Raw genomic sequence first — 16,746 nt, 5'->3', positions numbered from 1 at the left:
TTATTAAAGGCTGAACCGCCCAACCTTGCTGTTCAAGTTCACGACCAGGTACAGGTTAACCATGTCCCCGGTCCAACTGTTCTATTCCCGGCAGGTAGCCGATAGGTCTCGGAGCCTGCCCACACAATCTCTTAACGGAACGCCATTTCCTGCCGATACCCTGATGAGCCCTGGTTTCTCCAGCGTTTCGGCGCGCGGAAACGGCTCGCAATGTGCGCTACGACACAGCCACGCCAAGCGGTTCGGAAAACCCCTTGATCATGAGGCTTTGGTGGCTATCATCTGCGCGCCTCGGGGTTGTGACACGGCGTTTCGTTGTTATGCCATTGGGTTATTTTCTTACTTGCCTGGACATCCTCGATGCTGGCGTACCACCAAAAAAGTTTTCTGATCGTCGATGATTTCTCGGATTTCCGCAGTTCGATCCGGTCCATGCTGCGTGAGCTGGGCGTCAAGGACGTGGACACCGCCGACACCGGTGAAGTGGCGCTGCGCATGTGCTCGCAGAAGCGTTATGACTTCATCTTGCAGGACTATCACCTGGGCGATGGGCGCAAGAATGGCCAGCAGGTGCTGGAAGACCTGATGGTCGAGAAGCTGATCAGCCATGAAAGTGTGTTCCTCATGGTGACCGCCGAGACCAGCCAGGCGATGGTGCTCAGTGCCCTGGAGCATGAGCCGGATGCCTACCTGACCAAGCCGTTCAACCGCTCTGGTCTGGCCCAGCGGCTGGAGCGGCTCGAGCAGCGCAAGACCCTGCTCAAGCCGATCCTGCAAGCCCTCGATCGCGGCAAGCCGATGGAAGTGCTCAATGCCTGCATCGCCTTGTGCAAGCAGGACCCGCGCTACGGGCCGTTGTGCCTGCGTTATCGGGCCGATGCGTTGCGCGACCTGAATCAGAACGAGGCCCTTGAGCGGCTGTACAACTCCATCCTGGCGGATCGCCCGTTGCCGTGGGCCTACGCGGGGCTGGGCAAGTTGATGTTCAAGCGCGGCCAGGTGGGGCAGGCCAAGGCCGTTTATGAAAAGGCCCTGAAAGTCTTTCCAATGATGCCGGCGTTGTACGACGGCATGGCCGAAGTGTTGATGGCCGAAGGTGACACCAAGCAGGCGCAGCATGTGCTGGAAGAGGCGGTGCGCCTGTCGCCGCTGGCCGTGCGCCGGCAGTCGTTGTTGGGCAAGTTGGCGATGACCAACGAAGACTACGACACGGCGTCCCGGGCTTATCGCCAGGCGGTCGGGCAGGGCGCGCAGTCGCGCTTCAAGGACCCGGAAAGCAACCTCGGCCTGGCCCACGCGCTGATCAGCAAGGGCAGCGAAAAAGGCCTCGATACTCGCACCCGGCTGGAGATCAACACCACCCTCAGCGCCGTGGCGAAGGAGAACCTCAACGACCCGGGGTTGCAGGTCCGGGCGCGGCTGATGAAGGCCACCAGCCTGTTGCTCAACGATGCCGAAACCGCCGAGAAGCTCACCGAACAGGCCTTGCAGCGCCTCGATGGCATGGAGCAGTTCATGAGCGCCGAGGCCGCGTTGCTGGTGGCCAAGCAGTTGCAAATGCTTGGCCAGACCAGCGCCGGGGAGTCGATGCTCAAGAACTGCGCGGAAATCTACGGTGATGACCCGGCGGTGATGCAAGGCATTGCCAAGCTCACCGACGACCCGAACATCCTCAATCAGGGCAATGCCGCCGCCGAGTTGAACCGCGAAGGCGTGCGGGTCTACAAGACCGGCGCATTGCCGGAGGCGCGGGAGCTGTTCCGCCGTGCGCTGAAGATGCAACCGAAGAACATCAGTATTGCCCTGAACATGGCGCAATCGCTGCTGCATGGCACCGACACCAGCGTGGAGTCGGAGCTGCTGCAGGAGTGCCGCGCCTGCCTGAAACTGGTGGGCATGATGCCCGACTCCGATGCGCGTTTTGCGCGTTATCAAAAACTGCGAAGCAAGGCATTTGGCGATGAATGACAGCGAACAGGCCCTCGATTTTTCCACGGTGATCGCGTCGACCGTGCATGACATGAAAAACTCCCTGACCTTGCTCATGCAGGCACATGGGCAATGGCTCGAACGCCTGCCCGAATCCGAGCGGCAGACGTCGGAGCAGGGTGTCATCGAGTTCGAGTTCGCCCACCTCAATGGCCTCATGGTGCAGTTGCTGGGGCTGTACAAGCTCGGCGTCAACCAGTTGCCGTTGCACCCGGCCTACCATGAGCTGGACGATTTCATCGAGGCGCAACTGGCCGGGCATCAGGATGTGTTCCGCAGCCGCGGAATCATGGCCACCTACGATGTCGATCCCCTCAGCCCCTTGGGCTTTTTCGACCGCGAGCTGGTGGCCTCGGTGCTCGACAACTGCATCAACAACGCCATTCGCCATGCGCGCCAGGCGCTGCTGATCAGTGTGAGTGACGAAGCCGGGCAACTGGTGCTGACCATCAATGACGACGGCGAAGGTTATCCGCCAGAGATGATCGAGCGTCAGGCCGAGTATGTGCAGGGCATCAACCACAGCAGTGGCAGCACCGGGCTGGGCCTGTACTTTGCCGCGCGAATCGCCGGGCTGCACCAGCGCGGCGGCGTGAGCGGGCGGACCGAGATTGCCAATGGCGGTGTGTTGGGCGGCGGGTGTTCCGGCTTTATTTGCCCTGAACAGGCCCTCCTGAGTATCCCTGGCAACACAAATCCTCTGTGGGAGCGAGCTTGCTCGCGATAGCGGTGTATCAGTCAACTCAATATTGGCTGGGCCGACGCTATCGCGAGCAAGCTCGCTCCCACAGCCGTATTGCATAAGATTTTAATTGCCTCCGGGCGCTTGATATTCCGAACAGCCGGAGCCTATTTTGTACGGGTTGCCGTTCGCGGCTCGCACATAACAAGGATTGCGTCATGACGACCGATGGCCAGCGTTCACTCGCGCAGCGACTGACGGGCATTGATGAGATTGAATGTGTCACGCCGGATTTGAATGGCGTGCCGCGGGGCAAGGTGATGACCGCCGAAGGTTTCCTCGAAGGGCGGCGGTTGCAGTTGGCGCGAGGCGTGCTGCTGCAATGCATCATGGGCGGTTATCCGCCGTCGCGTTTCTATGGCAGTGATGATGGCGACCTGGCGCTGGTGGCCGACCCGAAACAGATCCACCGCCTGCCCTGGAGCCAACAGCCCCGGGCCCTGGCCATCTGCGACGCCGACGAACTGACCGGTGAAAGCTCCCGGCTCTCGACGCGCGGCCAGCTCAAGGCTGTTGTCGCGCGTTATGCCGCCCTTGGCCTGGCGCCGGTGGTGGCGACCGAGTTGGAGTTCTTCGTGTTCGCCCCCAACCCGGACCCGACCCAGCCGTTCCAGCCGCCAATGGGCCTGGATGGACGTCGCGAAGACGGCCACTCGGCGTTCAGCGTCAGCTCCAATAACGGCCTGCGCCCGTTCTTCAGCGAGGTCTATGCCTGCATGGCGGCGCTGGGCTTGCCGCGCGACACCTTCATGCATGAAATGGGCGTGAGCCAGTTCGAGATCAATCTGCTGCACGGCGACCCGCTGCTGCTGGCCGACCAGACTTTCCTGTTCAAGCACCTGCTCAAGGAAGTGGCCCTCAAGCACGGCCTGACCGTGGTCTGCATGGCCAAGCCCCTGGCCCACACGCCGGGCAGTTCGATGCATATCCACCAGAGCGTCGTTGAGGCGGACAGCGGCCGCAACGTCTTCAGCGACGAAGCGGGCGAGCCGACGGCCGCGTTCCGGCATTTCATCGGTGGGCAACAGGCTTGCCTGGCGGACTTCACCGCGTTGTTCGCGCCGAACGTGAACTCCTACCAGCGGCTGTGCCATCCGTTCGCCTCACCGAACAATGCCTGTTGGTCCCATGACAACCGTTCGGCCGGGCTGCGGATTCCCGCCAGTTCGCCAGTGGCCCGACGGGTCGAGAACCGCTTGCCCGGGGCCGATGCCAACCCCTACCTGGCGATTGCCGCCAGCCTGGCCGCCGGGCTGTACGGGATCGAACAGCGCCTGGAGCCGAGCGCGGCGATCCAGGGCGAATTCGAAGTGCCGGATAATCTGTCGCTGCCATGTACCTTGCATGCCGCCCTGGAGCGTCTGAAGCGTAGTCATCTGGCGAAGGAACTGTTCGGCACGGAGTTCATCGAAGGCTACATCGCTTCCAAGACCCTGGAGCTGACCAGCTTCTTCGATGAAATCACGCCCTGGGAGCGACGTGTCCTGGCGGCCCAGGCATAAAGAACCGCTGCATTCGGGCTATCTTCGACGGATAGCCCTTACTCACCTCAAGGAGCCGCTCGGAACGCCGATGCGCCAAATCTGGAAACCTTTTCGAGCGCTTTATTTCGCCTCGCTGATGATGTTGATCGGCTCGGGCCTCTTGAGTACTTACCTGGCCTTGCGCCTGGCCGCCGACCATGTGGACAGCCTCTGGGTCGGTGCGCTGATGGCCGCCAACTACTTCGGCCTGGTGCTGGGCGGCAAGATCGGCCACCGGCTGATCGCCCGCGTCGGGCACATCCGCGCCTATTCGGCCTGCGCCGGGATCGTCGGGGCAGCGGTGCTGGGCCATGGCCTGGTGGACTGGCTGCCGGCGTGGATCGTGCTGCGGATGATTGTTGGCCTGGGCATGATGTGCCAGTACATGGTCATCGAGAGCTGGCTCAATGAGCAGGCCGATGCCAAGCAGCGTGGGGTGGTGTTCAGCGGCTACATGATCGCCTCGTACCTGGGGCTGGTGCTGGGGCAGTTGATCCTGGTCATGCACCCGGCCCTGGGCTTGGAGCTGCTGATGCTGGTGGCGCTGTGCTTCGCCCTGTGCCTGGTGCCGGTAACGCTGACCCGGCGAATTCACCCGGCGGCGCTGCATCCGGCGCCCATGGAGCCGCGTTTCTTCATCAAGCGTGTGCCGCAGTCGTTGAGCACGGTGTTGGGTTCGGGGCTGATCGTCGGCTCGTTCTACGGTTTGGCACCGCTGTACGCCTCCCAGCAGGGCCTGTCGACCGAGCAGGTCGGTCTGTTCATGGGGAGCTGCATCTTTGCCGGATTGTTGGTGCAGTGGCCGCTGGGCTGGCTGTCTGACCGTTACGACCGGGCGTTGCTGATCCGCTGCTTTGCGCTGGTCCTGACGATTTGTGCGCTGCCGTTGGCGATCCTTCCGGCGGTGCCGCTGGAGGTGCTGTTCGTCGCCGGGTTCTTCTGTTCGCTGGTGCAGTTCTGCCTGTATCCGCTGGCGGTGGCGTTTTCCAACGACCACGTCGAAGCGGATCGAAGGGTGTCCCTGACCGCGATGCTATTGGTGACCTATGGCGTTGGCGCCAGTATCGGGCCGCTGGTGGCGGGTGTGCTGATGAAGATGTTCGGTAGCCAGATGCTCTACGGCTTTTTCGCCTTCTTCGCCCTGGTGCTGGTGTGGCGGATCCGGCCGAAAGCGGTGACCAACCTGCATCAGGTCGATGACGCACCGCTGCATCACGTGGCGATGCCGGACAGCATGTCGAGTTCGCCTCTGGTGGCGTGCCTCGATCCGCGGGTGGATGAACAAGTGGTGCAGGAGCAGATGCAGGCACCGGCCAGCCCGGAGGTGGAGCCCGAGCCCGCCCCTGAGACCGTGGCTGAAGCTGACGCCGAGGCGCCTGAGCCCCCCAGCTTTACCCAGGCCAGGCCTTGAAACGGGCATAAAAAAAACGGGCAGTCGCCGCAAGGGACTGCCCGTTTTTTCATGGCTCGACGATCAGAGGTCGTCTTTATCGAAGCGTCGGGCTTCACGCTGGAGCTGGTAGACGAACCGCTCGACCTGCCGTTGCACCAGGCCGCTGATGTTGTGGAAACGTACACCGGCGAACGTGGTGTTGATCCTTTCTTCGAAATGCAGGTAGCGCAACTCGACCGGCGCGGTCATGTTGCCAAACGGCAGGGCCGCGATGAAGCGCTCGTACACCTGGCCCAATTGCAGGCGTTCGGTGATGTCACCGTCGAAACGCAGCTTGCAACCGGTGGCGGAAATGTCCAGCAGCTTGCCGTCCACGGGGGACTTGAGCTTGTCGCCGCCCAGTTCAACGCTCACCAGTTGGGCCAGTTTCAGGGCGGCGCGGAAGGCGTTGCGACGCTGGTGGTAGACCACTTCGTCGGGCAGGGCGCCGCGATAGCAGCGACCGTCGCTGGATTCATCGATGGTCAATGGACCCTTGCCATCCCAGGCGATGCGTACGCCGTCATGGAAACCTTCGACGCGAAACGGCTCGCCGGCCAGCAGGAAACGCTCGCCGTCCCGGGGAATCATTTCATCCAGGGCGATGGAATTGGTCTCGCGATCGACATTGACCAGATAGCTCTGGAAGCGCTGGGTACGTTCATGGAAGGTAATGATCAGCGGGTCGTGGCTATCTTGCAGCATCCGCAGGTTGCCAGAAATTTCCAGGGGCGTGGTGAGGACCTTGGGGGGCTGCGGAGCGTCATCCGCGTTTGAGGCATTGAACACGGTGGGTCAATCTCCAGGCAAAATACGACTACGAATGGCCGGCATTTTGCCAGCATGTATCGCGCGTTGATAGAGCGAAGGCATTGTTCGTTTCATGCCTGGCTGAGCGGGCGGTGCTTGACCATTCTGGCCGTCGAACCGCTTGCGTCGTACAGCGTCGGGATCTCGCCACCGTTGAGAATGCGCAACTGGTTGGCGGTGGCGGCTTGCTGCATCAGGATCGACTGGCCGTTGCGGGCGTTGGTTGCCTGGCATTGGGCGAGCAGGTCGTTGAGCACTTTGCTCTGGGACCGCAGCTGATCGCCGATGGTCGACTGGGCAGCCAACTGCTCAAGGCCGTCATGACTGGCGGGCAGGTTGAGGCTGGCGAGGATCTCGCTGCGCTTGCGGCCATGCTGGTCGAGCAAGATGATCAGTGCCTGTTTCTGCGCCAGGATGGTTTCCAGCAAAGGCATGTCACGACCGTGCAGGGCCACGGATTCGGCCTGCAATAACTCCAGCAATTGTTGCGCTGGAACGAAGTCGTCGATGATCAGTTGCAACAAATGAGTGTCGTGCATGGCTGGCCTTGGGTCTTAGCGTCCAAAAGCCTGGCGCAGGCGGCGGCCTAGCGCTGGGCTTCGAAGTTGAGCAGTTTGCTGGCTACGCGGTTGCTGTCGACTTTGTAGCTGCCATCGGCGATGGCTGCTTTCAACTCGGCCACGCGGGCGTTGTCGACGACAGGTTGATCGCGCAGCTTGTCAGTGAGCTTCTGCAACTGCTGAGCCTCATTGCTGAGGTGTACCGACTCCCCGTTGCTGACCTGTTCGGCTGGCGTGGACACCGGTGCGGATTTGTCGGATTCGACGGTTTCCTTGGCGGCGCTGGTACGCGTAGTGCCTGTCAGCGGTGAAGAGCTGTTTAAACGATTGAAATCGATGACCATGGTAAAAAACCTCTGGGTATTTGGACGCTTGCCATGTTTTCGGCCATCCCCAAAAAAACTTTAGGCTCATTTATTCAATGAACGTGCGCACGTCTGCGCTTGCCTTGGCGTAAGGCACAGTCTAGGGAACACCGGGATCAAGCGCCAGCTTTCTACCTCCTCTATCGGGTCATTACATCGCCACTTCCACTTGGCCTGGAGCCATCACTTGCGCCTTGATGACGCGCTGGGAATTGAGGTTTTTTACCCGTATCTGTTCACGCATGCCGCCGTTGGACAGGGCCTCGCCGGGCATCCGCACGGCCAGTGAGCCGCTGCGGGCGGTGATGACCACCTGGTCGCCCTTGCGGACCACCTCGGCCTGTTCCAGGTGCACCAGCGTCACGACCTGATCGGCGACCATTGGTCGGACAAGTTTCTGCCCGATGGCCTGATCGACAGAGGTCAGGAAGCCCTGGGTGATCTGGCTGATGTCCCGTTCGCGCAACATCACGTCCTGGGGCTCGACGATCCCGGCCCGCTTGAGCGGACGCGTGGTGGTGACAATTTCCCGGAACAGGCGCACTTGAGCGGGCACGAACACCGTCCAGGGCGCGGCGCTGTCGCAGCGAACCTTCACCGTGACACGGCCCAGGGGCCGGGCCGGGCTCTCCAGCGAAGCAGTCAATTCCTTGTCGCACATGGGCATGCGCAGGCGCGGGTCGAGCTGGTTGACTTCGATTTCGTAACGACCTTCGGTTTGACTGGTTGCCAGGTAGTCTTCTACGGTGAATTCAAGAAAGCCCTGAGTGACGCCGATAAGGAGATCAGGCAAGGTAACCGGAGCCGCCGCAAGGGCAGGACCGCCCGAAATGAACAGGCAGGCAGCCAGCAGTGCACCGAGCCAGTGGCGGCAGTGAGTGGTCAGGCGTCGAGAAAATGTCGTTTGTGCGTTCATGCCGGTTCAATAGCAAGCCCCGTGCCGTTTAGTGATGAATGCGCGTCGGACACATTAGCGTTAGGTAGGAGTCAGGGCATGGCGGGAGTAATGGATTCGGTGAACCAGCGCACTCAGCTGGTCGGTCAGAATCGCCTGGAGCTGTTGTTGTTCCGTCTCGACGGCCAACAGATGTACGGGATCAACGTATTCAAGGTCCGCGAGGTGCTGCAATGCCCCAAGCTGACCCTGATGCCCAAGTCCAGCCCCGTCGTGTGCGGTGTGGCCAATATCCGGGGTGCGACCATCCCGATTCTCGACCTGGCGATGGCGACCGGTTCCGGTCGGTTGCTGGACCAGAGCAATCCGTTCGTGATCATTACCGAGTACAACACCAAGACCCAGGGGTTCCTGGTGCGCTCGGTGGAGCGCATCGTCAACATGAACTGGGAGGAGATCCATCCGCCGCCCAAGGGCACCGGCCGCGATCACTACCTGACGGCTGTGACCCGGGTCGACAACCAGTTGGTGGAAATCATCGACGTGGAGAAGATCCTCGCCGAAGTGGCGCCCACGCCGGAAGCGATTTCTGCGGGTGTGGTGGACGCCGAGACCCAGCACAAGGCGATTTCGCTGCGGGTGCTGACCGTCGATGATTCGTCGGTGGCACGTAAGCAGGTAACCCGTTGCCTGCAAACGGTCGGTGTGGAGGTGGTGGCGTTGAACGATGGGCGGCAGGCGCTGGATTACCTGCGTGCGCTGGTCGACGAGGGCAAGAAGCCCGAAGAGGAATTCCTGATGATGATCTCCGACATCGAGATGCCGGAGATGGACGGGTACACCCTGACCTCGGAAATCCGCAGCGATCCGCGCATGCAAAAGCTGCACATCATCTTGCATACTTCGTTGTCCGGGGTTTTCAACCAGGCGATGGTCAAGAAGGTCGGTGCCGACGATTTCCTGGCGAAATTCCGTCCCGATGACCTGGCGTCCCGGGTGGTCGATCGGATCAAGGCAGCAGAATAAAGTAAAGGTCGGGCGCGTTGTGCGCCCGGCAAGTCAACACGATGAAAGAGGCGGTATCTTGTCTACGGGTAATTTGGATTTCGAACAGTTCCGGGTCTTCCTGGAAAAAGCCTGTGGCATCTTGCTTGGTGAAAACAAGCAATACCTGGTGTCGAGCCGTCTCAATAAATTGATGGAGCAACAGGGCCTCAAGTCATTGGGCGAGCTTGTGCAGCGTATCCAGACCCAACCGCGCAGCGGCTTGCGCGAGATGGTGGTGGACGCCATGACCACCAACGAAACCCTGTGGTTTCGTGACACCTATCCGTTCGAAGTACTGAAGAACAAAGTGCTGCCGGCCGCCATCAAGGCCAGCCCGGGCCAGCGCTTGCGGATCTGGTCGGCGGCCTGTTCGTCGGGGCAGGAACCCTATTCGCTGTCGATGTCCATCGATGAGTTCGAACGCTCCAACCTGGGCCAGTTGAAAGGCGGCGTGCAGATCGTCGCCACCGACCTGTCCGGGACCATGCTCAATAACTGCAAGACTGGCGAGTACGACAGCCTGGCCATCGGCCGTGGTTTGTCGCCAGACCGGCTGCAACGCTACTTCGACCCGAAAGGGCCGGGCAAGTGGGTGGTCAAGGCACCGATCAAGAGCCGGGTGGAGTTTCGCTCGTTCAACCTGCTGGACAGCTACGCCAGCCTGGGCAAGTTCGACATCGTGTTTTGCCGCAACGTGCTGATCTACTTCTCCGCCGAAGTGAAGAAAGACATCCTGCTGCGTATCCATAGCACCCTCAAGCCGGGCGGCTACCTGTTCCTTGGCGCCTCCGAGGCGTTGAACGGGTTGCCGGATCATTACCAGATGGTCCAGTGCAGCCCGGGGATCATCTACCAGGCGAAGTGATTGGCTTGGGTTGTCAAAAAAGCGGGAGTCCCAAGGGGCTCCTTTTTTTTGCCTACCAGCCGGGACCATCTCCTGTGGGAGCGAGCTTGCTCGCGATAGCGGCGGCCCATCCAAAATCCATGTCACTGACAGACCGCTATCGCGAGCAAGCTCGCTCCCACATTTTGACTCGCGTCGCCGGGTGAAAGCGGCAGAAAAGCGGCAGGTAAGCGGAAACCCGTTGCCGCTTTTCTGGCATTGCCGCTTTGCCGGTGCCCGCAAAGCCCCGGTTTATGGGGTTTTTGGAAATGGCACGGCGCTTGCTTTAGCCGTCGTACGTACATTCTGGTCACCCAAAGGTTTCCGACATGAGCATCAGCTTCGATAAAGCGCTCGGTATCCACGAACAGGCCCTGAGCTTCCGCGCCCAGCGTGCCGAAGTCCTGGCCAACAACATCGCCAACGCCGACACCCCGAACTACAAGGCGCGGGACCTGGACTTTTCCAAGGTGCTCGCCGAGCAGAACGACAAGGCCAAGAACGGCCACTTCGCCTTGAACATGACCAACAACCGTCATATCGAAGCCGAAGGCCTGGGCAATGGCGACGAGTCGCTGATGTACCGCACGCCGATGCAACCGTCGATCGACCAGAACACCGTGGACGCTCAACTGGAACAGTCCAACTACGCGGAAAACTCCGTGAACTTCCAGGCCAGCTTCACCCTGCTCAACAGTAAGTTCAAAGGGCTGATATCGGCCCTGCGCGGAGAGTAAGCCATGTCGATTGCTAGCGTATTCAACATTGCCGGCAGTGCCATGAGTGCCCAGACCACTCGCCTGAACACCGTCGCCAGTAACATCGCCAACGCCGAGACCGTTTCGTCGAGCATCGACCAGACCTATCGCGCCCGCCACCCGGTATTCGCCACCATGTTCCAGGGCGGCCAGTCCGGTGGCAGCGACTCGCTGTTCCAGGACCAGGAAGCGGCTGGGCAAGGCGTACAGGTGCTTGGCGTGGTCGAGGACCAGAGCAACCTCGAAGCACGTTATGAGCCAAACCATCCGGCCGCGGACGCCAAGGGTTATGTCTACTACCCGAACGTCAACGTCGTCGAAGAAATGGCCGACATGATTTCCGCCAGTCGTTCGTTCCAGACCAACGCCGAAATGATGAACACCGCCAAAGCCATGATGCAGAAGGTCCTGACCCTCGGTCAGTGATAAGGGGCGAGTCACATGAGCGTTACTAACACTACAAGCGGTTTGAGCCTCAACGAGATTCTGGCCAACTCCTCGGTCAAGACCAACACCACGACCGATGGCCTGGGCGCGGCGACCAGCGCTGCCACCGGCAAGAAGGAGCTGGGCAAGGATGCGTTCCTGCAACTGCTCGTTACCCAGCTGAAAAACCAGAACCCGCTGGAGCCACAGGACAACGGTGAGTTCGTTGCCCAGTTGGCGCAGTTCAGCAGCCTGGAAGGCATCACCACCCTCAACGAGACGGTGAGCGGCATCGCCGGCAACTACAACTCGTCCCAGGCCCTGCAGGCCTCGTCGCTGGTGGGCCGCTCGGTCATTGCCCCAGGTGACAAGGCTGTGGTCGATACCTCCAAGAGCCTCAACGGTACGGTGGTGGTGCCGGCATCGGTGTCCTCCGTCGCCGTCAAGATCGTGGACAAGGACGGCAAGACCGTTCGCACCATCGACCTGGGCAGCCAGAACGCCGGCAACTCGGCCTTCATCTGGGATGGCAAGAACGATGCGGGCACGGTCGTCGAATCGGGCACTTACACCTTTGCTGCGTCGACCACCATCGACGGCAAGGCCACGTCGCTGATCACCAACCTGCCGGCCACGGTCAGCAGCGTGACCATCAGCCAGACGGGCGGCGAGCTGATGCTCAACCTGGCCGGGCTGGGCAGCATTGCCCTGTCCAAAGTACAAACTATTGGTATGTAGAGCCGACTAACCGGCAAAAGGAGTCAACATGTCTTTTAACATCGGCCTTAGCGGTCTCTATGCAGCCAACAAACAGCTGGACGTGACCGGCAACAACATCGCCAACGTGGCGACCACCGGTTTCAAATCGTCTCGTGCGGAATTCGAAGACGTCTACTCGGCCACCAAGCTGGGTTCGGGCAGCAAGACCGTCGGCAACGGCGTGCGCCTGGCCAACGTTTCCCAGCAGTTCGGCCAGGGTGACGTCAACAACACCGGCAACGTGCTGGACATGGGCATCCAGGGCCAGGGCTTCTTTGTCCTGAGCAACGACGGCTCCCTGAGCTATACCCGTGCCGGTACGTTCAAGACCGACAAGGAAGGCTACGTCACCAACAGTGATGGTACGTCACGCCTGCAAGGCTACGGCGTGGACGCCAACGGCAAGATCCTCAACGGTATCCTGACTGACCTGCGCATTGACACCTCTAACCTGCCGCCACAAGCCACCAGCCTGGTTTCGTCGACGATCAACCTGAACTCGACAGCGACAGCGATCACCGCGGCGTTCAATCCGACCGACACGGCCACGTACACCAAGCAGTTCACTACCCCGATCTACGACACCCAGGGCAACCAGCATTCCATGGACCAGTACATGGTCAAGACTGCCGGCAACACCTGGAATGTCTACACCTTGATCGATGGCCGTAACCTGAACGGCAGCTTGCCGACCACGACCGGTGCGACTGCGCCGATCCCTTCGACCATGAACTTCGATTCGAACGGCAAGTTGACCACGGTCACCACTCCGCCAGCGACGGTCAATAGTGATCTGGTACTGACCGGTTGGGTTCCCGGCACCGTGACCAACGGCGTATGGGCCGCCAACGGCGCCGCGAGTGCACCAACCATCACGATTTCCATGGGCAATACCTCCCAATTCAACGCCGACACCGCACGGTCGATCCCGACCCAGAACGGTTACGCCACCGGCCAGATCACCAACCTGACCATCGATGGCAGCGGTGTGATGCTGGCCAACTTCAGCAACAACCAGACCAAGCCGATCGGCCAGATCGCGCTCGCCAGCTTCACCAACGAGCAAGGCCTGCAGCCAGTGGGCGGCACCAGTTGGAAAGAAACCTTCGCCTCGGGTATCCCGGGCTACGACGCTCCCACCACTGGCACCCTGGGTTCGATCGTCTCCAACTCCCTGGAAGAGTCCAACGTCAACCTGACCAACGAACTGGTCGAGCTGATCAAGGCCCAGAGCAACTACCAGGCGAACGCCAAGACCATCTCCACCCAGAGCACCATCATGCAGACCATCATTCAGATGGCTTGATATCGAGGGTTGCTTGAAGGCTGCACAAGGAGCCCCTCGCAAGAGGGGCTTTTTTGTGGGCGCAGGTTTTGTTGTGCCTGGTCCGGCCTCATCGCGAGCAAGCTCGCTCCCACAGTGGCCTGTACATGCGGCTCAAAGGTGGGAGTGAGCTTGCTCGCGATGGGGCCAGGCCAGGCGCCACTTTCCTCCACACAAAAGAAAACCCCCGATAAACCAGCGGTCTATCGGGGGCTTCTTTCAGCGGGCGCCTTTACGCGCCCACCCGCTCAGCTTATTGGCAAGCTTCGCAATCCGGCTCGTCGATCGCACAGGCCTTTGGCACTGGCGCAGGTCCTGCTGGCGCTGCCAGGACCGAATCGTCACCGTGGTTGCCGCCGCTGGAAACCGCGTTCAGCTTGCCGGTGTTGATGGTCGACTTCTCGGTGCTGGTGGCGGCCAGGGCACGGAGGTAGTAAGTGGTTTTCAGGCCACGGTACCAAGCCATGCGGTAGGTCACGTCCAGCTTCTTGCCCGAAGCGCCGGCGATGTACAGGTTCAGCGACTGAGCCTGGTCGATCCACTTCTGGCGACGGCTGGCGGCGTCGACGATCCACTTGGTGTCCACTTCGAACGCGGTAGCGTAGAGCGCTTTGAGCTCTTGCGGGATGCGCTCGATCTGCTGCACCGAACCGTCGTAGTACTTCAGGTCGTTGATCATGACCGAGTCCCACAGGCCGCGAGCCTTGAGGTCGCGAACCAGGTACGGGTTGATCACGGTGAATTCGCCCGACAGGTTCGATTTCACATACAGGTTCTGGTAGGTCGGTTCGATCGACTGCGACACGCCGGTGATGTTGGCGATGGTGGCGGTCGGTGCGATGGCCATGATGTTGGAGTTACGGATGCCTTTCTGCACACGGGCGCGAACCGGTGCCCAGTCCAGGGATTCGTTCAGGTCGACGTCGATGTACTTCTGGCCGCGCTGGGCGATCAGGATCTGTTGCGAGTCCAGCGGCAGGATGCCCTGGGACCACAGCGAACCCTGGAACGTCTCGTAGGCGCCACGCTCGTCGGCCAGGTCGCAGGAAGCCTGGATCGCGTAGTAGCTGACCGCTTCCATGGACTTGTCGGCGAACTCGACCGCGGCATCGGAACCGTACGGGATGTGCTGCAGGTACAGCGCGTCCTGGAAGCCCATGATGCCCAGGCCGACCGGACGGTGCTTGAAGTTGGAGTTCTTCGCTTGCGGCACCGAGTAGTAGTTGATGTCGATCACGTTGTCGAGCATGCGCACGGCGGTGTTCACGGTGCGTTGCAGCTTGGCGGTGTCCAGCTTGCCGTCGACGATGTGGTTCGGCAGGTTGATCGAGCCCAGGTTGCAGACCGCGATCTCGTCCTTGTTGGTGTTCAAGGTGATCTCGGTGCACAGGTTCGAGCTGTGGACCACGCCCACGTGCTGCTGCGGGCTGCGCAGGTTGCACGGGTCCTTGAAGGTCAGCCATGGGTGGCCGGTTTCGAACAGCATCGACAACATTTTGCGCCACAGGTCTTTGGCCTGGACGACTTTGAACAGCTTGATCTTGTTGTACTCGGTCAGGGCTTCGTAGTACTCGTAGCGCTCTTCGAAGGCCTTGCCGGTCAGGTCGTGCAGGTCCGGCACTTCGGATGGCGAGAACAGGGTCCACTTGCCGTCATCGAAGACACGCTTCATGAACAGGTCGGGGATCCAGTTGGCGGTGTTCATGTCGTGGGTACGACGACGGTCATCACCGGTGTTCTTGCGCAGCTCGATGAACTCTTCGATGTCCATGTGCCAGGTTTCCAGGTAGGCACAGACCGCGCCCTTGCGCTTGCCGCCCTGGTTGACCGCAACGGCGGTGTCGTTGACCACTTTGAGGAACGGCACGACGCCTTGGGATTTGCCGTTGGTGCCCTTGATGTACGAGCCCAATGCGCGAACCGGGGTCCAGTCGTTGCCCAGGCCACCGGCGAATTTCGACAGCATGGCGTTGTCGTGGATGGCGCCGTAGATACCCGACAGGTCGTCCGGAACGGTGGTCAGGTAGCAGCTCGACAGCTGTGGACGCAGGGTGCCGGCGTTGAACAGGGTCGGGGTCGACGCCATGTAGTCGAAGGACGACAACAGGTTGTAGAACTCGATCGCACGGTCTTCGCGCTGCTTCTCTTCGATTGCCAGGCCCATGGCCACGCGCATGAAGAAGATCTGCGGCAGTTCGAAACGGATACCGTCCTTGTGGATGAAGTAACGGTCGTACAGGGTTTGCAGGCCCAGGTAGGTGAACTGCTGGTCACGCTCGTGGTTGATCGCCTTGCCGAGTTTTTCCAGGTCGAATTCGGCCAGGACCGGGTTCAGCAATTCGAACTCGATACCCTTGGCGACATAAGCGGGCAACGCCTTGGCGTACAGGTCGACCATTTCGTGGTGGGTCGCGCTCTCGGCGACTTCCAGGAAGCTCAGGCCTTCGGCACGCAGGGTGTCCATCAGCAGGCGGGCGGTCACGAAGGAGTAGTTCGGCTCGCGTTCCACCAGGGTCCGGGCGGTCATCACCAGCGCGGTGTTGACGTCCTTGAGGGCGACGCCGTCATAGAGGTTCTTCAGGGTTTCGCGCTGGATCAGGTCGCCATCGACTTCTTCCAGGCCTTCGCAGGCCTCGGTGACGATGGTGTTCAGGCGGCCCATGTCCAGCGGCGCCAGGCTGCCGTCGGCGCGTGCGATGCGGATCGAAGGGTGGGCCTGGACCGGAGCGTCGGCCGGGGAGCGGGTAGCACGTTCCTTGGCGCGGGAGTCACGGTAGATCACGTAGTCGCGGGCCACTTTCTGCTCGCCGGCACGCATCAGGGCCAGTTCGACCTGGTCCTGGATTTCTTCGATGTGGATGGTGCCGCCCGACGGCATGCGACGCTTGAAGGTCGCGGTGACCTGTTCGGTCAGGCGGGCCACGGTGTCGTGGATTCGCGACGAAGCGGCAGCGGTGCCGCCTTCAACTGCGAGAAACGCTTTGGTGATGGCGACGGTGATCTTGTCATCGGTGTAAGGAACGACAGTGCCGTTACGCTTGATCACACGCAGTTGGCCCGGCGCGGTGGCGGACAGATCCGGGCTCGAATCGGCGGCCAGCGGCGCGGTGCCCTGCGGGTTCTCGCGAGTTGTGTCGGTGTGCATGGGTGTCTCCACGTTCTCTATGTTTGTTTGGGCACCATCACGGTGCCCACCGTTCCGTCCTGAAGCACTACAACCGACTGGCGCCGGG

14 protein-coding genes and 1 pseudogene are annotated in these 16,746 nt (G+C 60.9%); 10 read left to right on the top strand and 5 right to left on the bottom strand.

Features of this window, described 5'->3' with window-relative positions; translation table 11 throughout:
* Positions 1-360 precede the first annotated feature (360 nt).
* The 4 genes and pseudogenes from ACZ5M5_RS23260 (at position 361) to ACZ5M5_RS23245 (ending at position 5,665) form a co-directional block, all read left to right on the top strand.
* Complete coding sequence (locus ACZ5M5_RS23260) at positions 361-1,968, top strand: response regulator (protein WP_464738044.1); 1,608 nt, start codon at positions 361-363, stop codon at positions 1,966-1,968.
* Positions 1,961-2,652, top strand: a pseudogene (locus tag ACZ5M5_RS23255) (sensor histidine kinase). The gene ACZ5M5_RS23260 and the pseudogene ACZ5M5_RS23255 overlap by 8 nt, the downstream one beginning before the upstream one ends.
* A gap of 339 nt (positions 2,653-2,991) precedes the next feature.
* Complete coding sequence (locus ACZ5M5_RS23250; RefSeq protein WP_170842326.1) at positions 2,992-4,233, top strand: glutamine synthetase family protein; 1,242 nt, start codon at positions 2,992-2,994, stop codon at positions 4,231-4,233.
* A gap of 70 nt (positions 4,234-4,303) precedes the next feature.
* Positions 4,304-5,665: an MFS transporter gene (locus ACZ5M5_RS23245; RefSeq protein WP_464738043.1), complete on the top strand. Its 1,362-nt coding sequence runs from the start codon at positions 4,304-4,306 to the stop codon at positions 5,663-5,665.
* A 63-nt stretch (positions 5,666-5,728) separates the two neighbouring features.
* Here ACZ5M5_RS23245 and ACZ5M5_RS23240 read toward each other — a convergent pair whose 3' ends face one another.
* From ACZ5M5_RS23240 to flgA, 4 genes are all read right to left on the bottom strand, one after another.
* Complete coding sequence (locus ACZ5M5_RS23240) at positions 5,729-6,475, bottom strand: flagellar brake protein (protein ID WP_109753932.1); 747 nt, start codon at positions 6,473-6,475, stop codon at positions 5,729-5,731.
* A 92-nt stretch (positions 6,476-6,567) separates the two neighbouring features.
* Positions 6,568-7,035: a flagella synthesis protein FlgN gene (locus tag ACZ5M5_RS23235; protein ID WP_060741033.1), complete on the bottom strand. Its 468-nt coding sequence runs from the start codon at positions 7,033-7,035 to the stop codon at positions 6,568-6,570.
* Between the two features lie 47 nt (positions 7,036-7,082).
* Complete coding sequence (gene flgM, locus ACZ5M5_RS23230) at positions 7,083-7,400, bottom strand: flagellar biosynthesis anti-sigma factor FlgM (protein WP_060741034.1); 318 nt, start codon at positions 7,398-7,400, stop codon at positions 7,083-7,085.
* 172 nt (positions 7,401-7,572) lie between these two features.
* Entirely contained in the window at positions 7,573-8,337 is a 765-nt protein-coding gene (gene flgA / locus ACZ5M5_RS23225; RefSeq protein WP_464738042.1) for a flagellar basal body P-ring formation chaperone FlgA, read from the bottom strand.
* 78 nt (positions 8,338-8,415) lie between these two features.
* Here flgA and ACZ5M5_RS23220 point away from each other — a divergent pair, with 78 nt between their 5' ends.
* The 6 genes from ACZ5M5_RS23220 (at position 8,416) to flgE (ending at position 13,495) form a co-directional block, all read left to right on the top strand.
* Positions 8,416-9,342, top strand: a complete 927-nt coding sequence (locus ACZ5M5_RS23220; protein ID WP_060741036.1) for a chemotaxis protein CheV — start codon at positions 8,416-8,418, stop codon at positions 9,340-9,342.
* A 58-nt stretch (positions 9,343-9,400) separates the two neighbouring features.
* The gene (gene cheR, locus ACZ5M5_RS23215) at positions 9,401-10,228 is read left to right on the top strand and encodes a protein-glutamate O-methyltransferase CheR (protein ID WP_003204735.1); all 828 of its coding nucleotides are present in this window, start codon (positions 9,401-9,403) and stop codon (positions 10,226-10,228) included.
* A 347-nt stretch (positions 10,229-10,575) separates the two neighbouring features.
* A complete protein-coding gene (flgB, locus tag ACZ5M5_RS23210) occupies positions 10,576-10,983 on the top strand; it encodes a flagellar basal body rod protein FlgB (RefSeq protein ID WP_060741037.1) in 408 nt (135 codons plus the stop codon).
* A gap of 3 nt (positions 10,984-10,986) precedes the next feature.
* A complete protein-coding gene (gene flgC, locus ACZ5M5_RS23205; protein WP_060741038.1) occupies positions 10,987-11,430 on the top strand; it encodes a flagellar basal body rod protein FlgC in 444 nt (147 codons plus the stop codon).
* 15 nt (positions 11,431-11,445) lie between these two features.
* Positions 11,446-12,168 (top strand): flagellar hook assembly protein FlgD, encoded by a 723-nt coding sequence (gene flgD / locus ACZ5M5_RS23200; RefSeq protein ID WP_060741039.1) that lies wholly within the window; start codon positions 11,446-11,448, stop codon positions 12,166-12,168.
* A gap of 28 nt (positions 12,169-12,196) precedes the next feature.
* Positions 12,197-13,495, top strand: a complete 1,299-nt coding sequence (flgE, locus tag ACZ5M5_RS23195; RefSeq protein WP_060741040.1) for a flagellar hook protein FlgE — start codon at positions 12,197-12,199, stop codon at positions 13,493-13,495.
* A 271-nt stretch (positions 13,496-13,766) separates the two neighbouring features.
* On the opposite strand, the gene ACZ5M5_RS23190 is transcribed toward flgE, so the two are convergent.
* Positions 13,767-16,658, bottom strand: coding sequence for a ribonucleoside-diphosphate reductase subunit alpha (locus ACZ5M5_RS23190; RefSeq protein WP_060741041.1), 2,892 nt, complete (start codon positions 16,656-16,658; stop codon positions 13,767-13,769).
* Between the last annotated feature and the right edge of the window lie 88 nt (positions 16,659-16,746).

The sequence above is a fragment of the Pseudomonas sp. Van50 genome (assembly GCF_055390755.1).
Note: the sequence above shows the minus strand (reverse complement) of the source record. Positions and strands in the feature narration are given on the sequence as shown.

Coding starts and splice junctions, on each gene's coding strand:
- ACZ5M5_RS23260 (WP_464738044.1), top strand. CDS start 361: ATGCTGGCGTACCACCAAAAAAGTTTTCTGATCGTCGATGATTTCTCG.
- ACZ5M5_RS23250 (WP_170842326.1), top strand. CDS start 2,992: ATGACCGCCGAAGGTTTCCTCGAAGGGCGGCGGTTGCAGTTGGCGCGA.
- ACZ5M5_RS23245 (WP_464738043.1), top strand. CDS start 4,304: ATGCGCCAAATCTGGAAACCTTTTCGAGCGCTTTATTTCGCCTCGCTG.
- ACZ5M5_RS23235 (WP_060741033.1), bottom strand. CDS start 7,035: ATGCACGACACTCATTTGTTGCAACTGATCATCGACGACTTCGTTCCA.
- flgM (WP_060741034.1), bottom strand. CDS start 7,400: ATGGTCATCGATTTCAATCGTTTAAACAGCTCTTCACCGCTGACAGGC.
- flgA (WP_464738042.1), bottom strand. CDS start 8,337: ATGAACGCACAAACGACATTTTCTCGACGCCTGACCACTCACTGCCGC.
- ACZ5M5_RS23220 (WP_060741036.1), top strand. CDS start 8,416: ATGGCGGGAGTAATGGATTCGGTGAACCAGCGCACTCAGCTGGTCGGT.
- flgB (WP_060741037.1), top strand. CDS start 10,576: ATGAGCATCAGCTTCGATAAAGCGCTCGGTATCCACGAACAGGCCCTG.
- flgC (WP_060741038.1), top strand. CDS start 10,987: ATGTCGATTGCTAGCGTATTCAACATTGCCGGCAGTGCCATGAGTGCC.
- flgD (WP_060741039.1), top strand. CDS start 11,446: ATGAGCGTTACTAACACTACAAGCGGTTTGAGCCTCAACGAGATTCTG.
- flgE (WP_060741040.1), top strand. CDS start 12,197: ATGTCTTTTAACATCGGCCTTAGCGGTCTCTATGCAGCCAACAAACAG.
- ACZ5M5_RS23190 (WP_060741041.1), bottom strand. CDS start 16,658: ATGCACACCGACACAACTCGCGAGAACCCGCAGGGCACCGCGCCGCTG.